5 protein-coding genes and 1 pseudogene are annotated in these 6877 nt (G+C 47.9%); 4 read left to right on the plus strand and 2 right to left on the minus strand.

The window, feature by feature from the left end; translation table 11 throughout:
• Positions 1-78 precede the first annotated feature (78 nt).
• Positions 79-393 carry a quaternary ammonium compound efflux SMR transporter SugE gene (gene sugE, locus L976_RS12770; protein WP_037425659.1) on the minus strand — a complete coding sequence of 105 codons (315 nt, stop codon included), beginning with the start codon at positions 391-393 and terminating at the stop codon, positions 79-81.
• Between the two features lie 326 nt (positions 394-719).
• A complete protein-coding gene (locus L976_RS12775; RefSeq protein WP_144375994.1) occupies positions 720-2627 on the minus strand; it encodes a propionyl-CoA synthetase in 1908 nt (635 codons plus the stop codon).
• Positions 2628-2822: 195 nt separating this feature from the next.
• On the opposite strand from L976_RS12775, the gene L976_RS12780 reads away from it, so the two are divergent.
• From L976_RS12780 to L976_RS12795, 4 genes and pseudogenes are all read left to right on the plus strand, one after another.
• Positions 2823-4535, plus strand: a complete 1713-nt coding sequence (locus tag L976_RS12780; protein ID WP_231570498.1) for a L,D-transpeptidase family protein — start codon at positions 2823-2825, stop codon at positions 4533-4535.
• Positions 4536-4795: 260 nt separating this feature from the next.
• Positions 4796-5200 (plus strand): MerR family transcriptional regulator, encoded by a 405-nt coding sequence (locus L976_RS12785; RefSeq protein WP_011623082.1) that lies wholly within the window; start codon positions 4796-4798, stop codon positions 5198-5200.
• Between the two features lie 152 nt (positions 5201-5352).
• Entirely contained in the window at positions 5353-6522 is a 1170-nt protein-coding gene (locus tag L976_RS12790; RefSeq protein WP_037425664.1) for an isovaleryl-CoA dehydrogenase, read from the plus strand.
• 100 nt (positions 6523-6622) lie between these two features.
• A pseudogene (locus L976_RS12795) lies at positions 6623-6877 on the plus strand (methylcrotonoyl-CoA carboxylase); the annotation flags it as partial.

Consider the following 6877-nt stretch of genomic DNA (forward strand, 5'->3'; position numbering starts at 1 on the left):
GAATATTCCCAAATCTCATAAACATCTTTACCAATCGTATACATCTTGGGCAAGTTCTTCCTTGGGGAAGTAAATTGATTAATGAGCGAGTTTTAAGCCGAGTACGCCAAGCAAAATGAGGATTAAGCTGGCGATTTTCAGCAAGCTCACTCCCTCGCCTAAGAGAATAATGCCCGCAATTGCCGTGCCCATGGCACCTATGCCAACCCACACCCCATAAGCCGTGCCTATCGGCAATTGCTTAACGGCGAGGCCCAGTAGCAACACACTGAACGCCATGGAGAGCAAAGTAAACACACTCGGCCACAAGCGAGTAAAACCATCGGTGTATTTGAGTCCGATGGCCCAACCAATTTCAAAAAGTCCAGCAAGTATTAACAGTAACCAGCTCATAGAGAACTCCCATACGGGGTCGTCCCCAAATTGATATCGGCGTATTTAGGGTCGTCCCTAAGCCGTTGTGAAATGTTAATGGGTCAAAAGCAATAAGGATAATGAATGTCCGCAGTACCGCTTAAGATCCGGCGCCTTAATAGTGCACTGTCGATGCAAAGCTCTATTAAGAATGCTGGCTAGACTACCAAAATGTGACGAATAAGGGCAAGTGCTCTAAGCATTTGTCTAAATCTAAATAAGAAAGCGATAATCTAAAAAGACTATCGCTTGCTCTTTTGTTTGACGATCTTAACTTTTTAAGTCGTTAACTTGAGCCGCTCACTCTAGCCCACTAAAGCATCGGCATAGCCCATGCGGGTTAAGGTCGTACGGACTAAATCGAGGGTCTGCGGATCTTCAATGGTCGCTGGCGCCGTATATTGCTGATTATCAGCAATTTTACGCATAGTGCCGCGCAGGATTTTACCCGAGCGGGTTTTCGGCAGCTTTTGAATCGCGCTCACCAACCTAAAGGACGCAACGGGACCAATTTCTTGGCGAACGAGGGCAATTAACTGCTTATGCAGCTCCTCATCCGTAATAGTCACGCCCTTTTTAAGTACCACTAAGCCTAATGGCACTTGGCCCTTTAATTTGTCATCAACACCGATCACGGCGGCTTCGGCCACATCGGGATGCTGGCACAGCACCTCTTCAAACCGCCCAGTAGAGAGACGATGACCCGCAACGTTAATGATGTCATCGATGCGGCTCATAATGTAGAGATAACCCTCTTCATCCATGTAGCCCGCATCCCCCGTAAGGTAATAGCCTGGGTACATAGATAAGTAACTGTCTTGATAACGTTTGTTGTTTTGCCAGAGCGTTGTGAGCGTGCCCGGTGGCAAGGGTAATTTTATCACCACATTGCCAGAGACATTCGGCGCCACTTTAACCCCTAGCTCATCGACGACATCAACTTCGTATCCAGGCACGGGTCGCCCCGGTGAGCCGGCTTTAACGGCAATCGGCGCCACCCCCATTAGATTTGCGGCTACTGGCCAACCTGTTTCAGTTTGCCACCAATGATCGATAACCGGTTTATGTAACTTGTCTTCAGCCCAATGCAGGGTGTCGGGATCGCAGCGCTCCCCAGCCAAAAAGACATTCTTCAAGCAGCTTAAATCGACACCTTGAATAAATTCGCCGTCGGGATCTTCACGCTTAATAGCGCGAATCGCCGTGGGCGCGGTGAAAAAGCTTTTAACTTGATACTTGGCAATCGTACGCCAAAAGGCGCCGGGGTCGGGTGTGCCAACGGGTTTGCCTTCATATAACAGCGTGGTCGCCCCCACGAGTAACGGACCATAAACAATATAGGAATGACCAACAACCCAACCTACATCCGATGCCGCCCAAAACACATCGCCTTGATGAATATCATAAATATTGGCCATCGACCAAGCTAATGCGACCGCATGACCACCATTGTCGCGCACCACCCCTTTAGGTTGGCCTGTAGTGCCAGAGGTATAGAGCACATATAAAGGATCGGTGGCATTTACCGTGACGCAGTCAACGCTTTCGCATCCTTTAAGCGCGGTCTGCCAATCGGCGTCTCGACCAGTTTGCATCTGCGCTTCATATTGAGGGCGGTTTAAAATCAAGCAATGCTCAACCTTGTGCACCGCTTCATTTAATGCTTTATCTAGTAAGGGCTTATAGGGCACCACCCCTGAAGGTTCAATCCCGCAGGAGGCAGACATTACCAGCTTAGGTTTGGCATCATTGATACGGGTGGCAAGTTCATTGGCCGCAAAGCCACCAAATACCACCGAATGAATGGCGCCAATGCGCGCGCAGGCAAGCATGGCATAGGCCGTTTCGGGTACCATCGGCATGTAAATAACCACCCGATCACCCTTTGTCACCCCCATAGTACGCAAATACCCTGCAAGCCTTGCTACCTGAGCCTGCAGTTCGTGATAGGTAATACTGTATTCGGTTTCGGTTACTGGGCTAACGTAATGAATCGCAATCTGCTCACCACGTCCCGCTAACACATGTCGGTCTATCGCGTTATAACACGTGTTTAACTCACCATCGCTAAACCAATGGTAAAATGGTGCCTCGCTTTCATCTAATATTTGTTTGCTTGGCGTAACCCAATCTAAGGCCTTGGCTGCTTGTTGCCAAAATGCCTGTTTGTTCGCAATAGATGTCTGATGTAATTGTTGTCCAACATCTGTCATAAGGCCTCCCATCATGACACTCATCCGTGTCAACACAGATGAAACTCTCCCCTTCCTTCCGAGGTTGATTATGACCTGCCACGCATTATTCCCCCATTAGACTAAGGGATATACTGGGGTTAAAAAATAAATCCGAAGAGATAGACCATCTAACACTTGCCGTGTAGAAGACTTCCACATAATCTTATGTCTTTAATGGATTTTTCACGGAAAGAAATACTCATTATGCGCCGCTTAAGCCAAGTCAAACTCGGTCTACTCCTATTCATCAATCTCGTCAGTACGGCTTGTTTTGCTTCGACACAACAACTTGAAGCATTACTCGAACCCCTGTCTATCGGTGAGCGGGCTAACGTAGATAACACTCAGATCATCAGCGCTAAGTTACTCTCACGGGTCTATCAAGTGCGCCAATATCAAGCGCTCTGGGAGGATAAAGACTATGCGGGCACGCTACTCGATGTAATTAAAAGTGCCGATGAAGAGGGTCTTGCGAAGGAAGATTACCACTATCCCAAGTTGGTTGAACTTTACCAACAACTGAGTGCATCAAATTGGCAAGATGAGTATCGCAGTAGTGTATTTGAAGTGCTGCTAACCGATGGCATTATTACCTATACTATTCATTTACTTAATGGCAAAGTCAATCCCAGTATGCTCGGCAAAACCTGGAACTATGATGAAGCCCATCTGGATTTTGATACCACATTAAAACAGCTTGAAGAACACATTAAAGCGCACACTGTGGCCGAGGCGATTACAGGCTTAGCGCCTAAGATTGCGCCATATCACCAGCTTAAACAGTATCTTGCCCAGTACAAAGACTTGGCAGCTCGCTATCCCTTTACCACGATTCCTTATACGGAAGTCATTAAACCCGGCAGCACTTCACCCTCGGTACCAGGCATTGCCACACGGCTAAAAGAGTTAGGTTACTTAGCAGCAAGCTCGCCAGCGGAGAATAGCGCCGCCGTGAACGAGCCATTAACTTATGACAGCACGCTTGAAGCTGCGGTACGTCAATTTCAAACTGACCACAGCCTTAAGGCCGATGGGGTGATAGGCGCAGGCACAATGGCGGCGTTAAATGTTCCCTATACACAAAGGGTCGAGCAGATCCGCATTAACCTCGAGCGTGCCCGCTGGCTATCAGCCAACTTGCCGGCAAACTATCTGCTGGTTAATTTGGCTGGCTATGAATTATTACTATTTAAAGACAATAACTTAAACTGGCGTACCGACATTATCATCGGCAAAATCGACGCAAAGACGCCATTGTTTAAATCCAAATTAAAATATGTGGTTGTGAATCCCACTTGGACCGTGCCCCGCAGTATCTCCACGGAGATCATTAACCACTTACGTAAAGATCCCGATTATCTGCAAAAAAAGCACTTTAAAGTCGTTGAAGCCTCGGGCACGCCCGTCGATGCTCGCGGCATCGATTGGCACAGTATGACCCGCAAAAACTTTCCCTACTGGTTTGTGCAGGGGCCAGGGGAAGATAACTCCCTTGGTTTAGTTAAATTTATCTTCCCAAACCAATATTCAATTTATCTGCATGATACGCCATCGAAAAATCTATTCGAGCAAACCAATAGAGCCTTCAGTCACGGTTGTATTCGAGTAAAAGATCCCCTCGTGCTCGCCGATAAACTGCTGAGCGCCAATGCGAATTGGTCCAGCGAAACACTCAATCGCAAACTTGCAGAGGGAAAAACAGAAAACCTGTTTTTAGATCAGCCCTTAGATATTTTGATTATGTATTGGACCGTGACCATCAAAAACGGAAAAATTAAATTTTACAATGATATATACACACGTGACCCGGTACTTATCGAAGCATTAAATCGCCCAACCTATGAGGGTGTGTTAGCCGATGATGGCTTGCTAAATACGTTGGAATAACGGCTTACACGCCTGCCTTAACGCCACCACTTAATAAGTTCCCTTCCCCCGTGGAGCCTTAAGGCAATATGGGGGGACTCACCTAAAAAAACACTTGTTTGAGTTCAAGCTAACGTAATATTTATCAACATGTTAAACAACATAGCTTGAGCCAAGTGGCAACAAGAATTGACAAAAAAAATCGACTAACCACACCACAATCTTTACCTTTACGTAAACTTCATATATCTTGCATAAAAATGATTAACTAAGGTGCCTGAATGAGCGCAACTAACACGCCACAAACGACTTATTCGATCAGTGATCTCTCCAAAGAGTTTGATATCACGACCCGAAGCATTCGTTTCTACGAAGACCAAGGTTTACTAAAACCTAAACGTCGCGGTCAAACTCGTATTTACAGTCTTAAGGACAGGGTTCGACTCAAACTAATACTGCGCGGCAAGCGCCTTGGATTCTCTCTGGCAGAAACCCGTCGCCTGTTCGAACTTTACGATGCCGACAAGAGCAGCACTACTCAGCTCAATACTATGCTTGCCCTAGTGGAAGAAAAGAAATCTGCCCTACAGCAGCAAATGGACGACATTAAAGTGGTCCTGATGGAGCTAAATTCAGCCGAGCAGCAATGCCGCCTCGCCCTAGAAGAAAGCAAGGCTAAGGCCTAATGCCTTCGAACTTGCGAGCATAACATTAACGAGCACCTCAGTTGGTACGACCGCGTGACAGGGATACATCACGCAAAGCAAGACAGATTTAAAGACTCAAGCACCTAATAATCATAAAAATATAAATTAGAACATCAGAAAGGACACAAGCAATGAACTCACTCTACACCAGTCTTAATTTTGGCCTAGGCGAAGATGTCGATATGCTGCGCGATGCGGTGCAGGATTTTGCCGCGAATGAAATCGCACCGATTGCTGCGAAAGTGGATCACGACAATGCCTTTCCCAATGAACTTTGGCCCGTGCTCGGTGGGATGGGGCTTTTAGGTGTCACTGTGCCTGAGGAATACGGCGGTGCAAATATGGGCTATCTTGCCCACGTGGTCGCCATGGAAGAGATTTCCCGCGCCTCGGCCTCTATCGGCTTAAGTTACGGTGCCCACTCTAACCTGTGCGTAAACCAAATTAACCGTAACGGTAATGCTGCACAAAAAGCCAAATATTTACCCAAACTGGTGAGCGGTGAGCATATCGGCGCACTGGCGATGAGTGAGCCTAATGCCGGCTCAGATGTGGTTTCAATGAAGCTGCACGCCCGTAAAGAAGGCGACCGCTATATCCTCAATGGCAACAAAATGTGGATCACCAACGGTCCCGATGCCAATACCTATGTGATTTATGCAAAAACCGACTTAACCAAAGGCGCCCACGGCATCACCGCCTTTATCGTTGAGCGCGGTTTTAAAGGTTTCAGCCAAGCGCAAAAACTCGACAAATTAGGCATGCGCGGTTCAAACACCTGCGAACTGGTGTTTGAAGATGTCGAAGTGCCAGAGGAAAACATTCTCGGCGGCCTCAACAATGGCGTTAAAGTGCTGATGAGCGGCTTAGATTACGAGCGCGTCGTGCTCTCAGGCGGCCCGCTTGGGATCATGAACGCCTGTATGGACATCGTCGTGCCTTATATCCACGAGCGTGAGCAATTTGGTAAATCCATCGGTGAATTCCAATTAGTACAAGGCAAATTAGCCGATATGTACACCGGCATGAACGCCGCTAAAGCCTATGTCTACAGCGTGGCGAAATCCTGCGATCGCGGTGAAACCACCCGCAAAGACGCCGCAGGCGCCATTCTTTACAGCGCGGAGCTGGCCACCAAAATGGCACTGGATGCCATTCAATTGCTTGGCGGTAACGGTTACGTCAACGAGTACGCGACTGGCCGCTTACTGCGCGATGCCAAACTCTATGAGATTGGCGCCGGCACCTCAGAAATTCGCCGTATGCTGATTGGCCGCGAGCTCTTTAACGAATCGAAATAAGCAGCCAAGGGCGAATGGTGCATGACGAGCTTTAGCCTTTCATGCCCCTCGCCCACAGAGCCAACTGATACTGAGTTACCGCTTTATAAGGACAATCAACGTGACGCAATTAAGCAGTCGTATCAACGCCCGTAGCGATGAATTTAAAGCCAAATCCGACGATATGGCCGCCCTCGTGGCCGATCTCAAAACCAAACTCGCCAAAATTGAACTCGGTGGCGGCCCCGTTGCCCTAGAGCGCCATTTGGCCCGCGGTAAACTCCTTCCTCGTCAACGGGTTGAGAAACTCCTCGACGCAGGTTCGCCCTTTTTAGAATTGTCGCAATTTGCGGCATTTGAAGTCTATGACGAAGAA

Origin of the sequence: Shewanella sp. ZOR0012 (genome assembly GCF_000798835.1) — a bacterium.
Taxonomy (GTDB): Bacteria; Pseudomonadota; Gammaproteobacteria; order Enterobacterales; family Shewanellaceae; genus Shewanella; species Shewanella xiamenensis.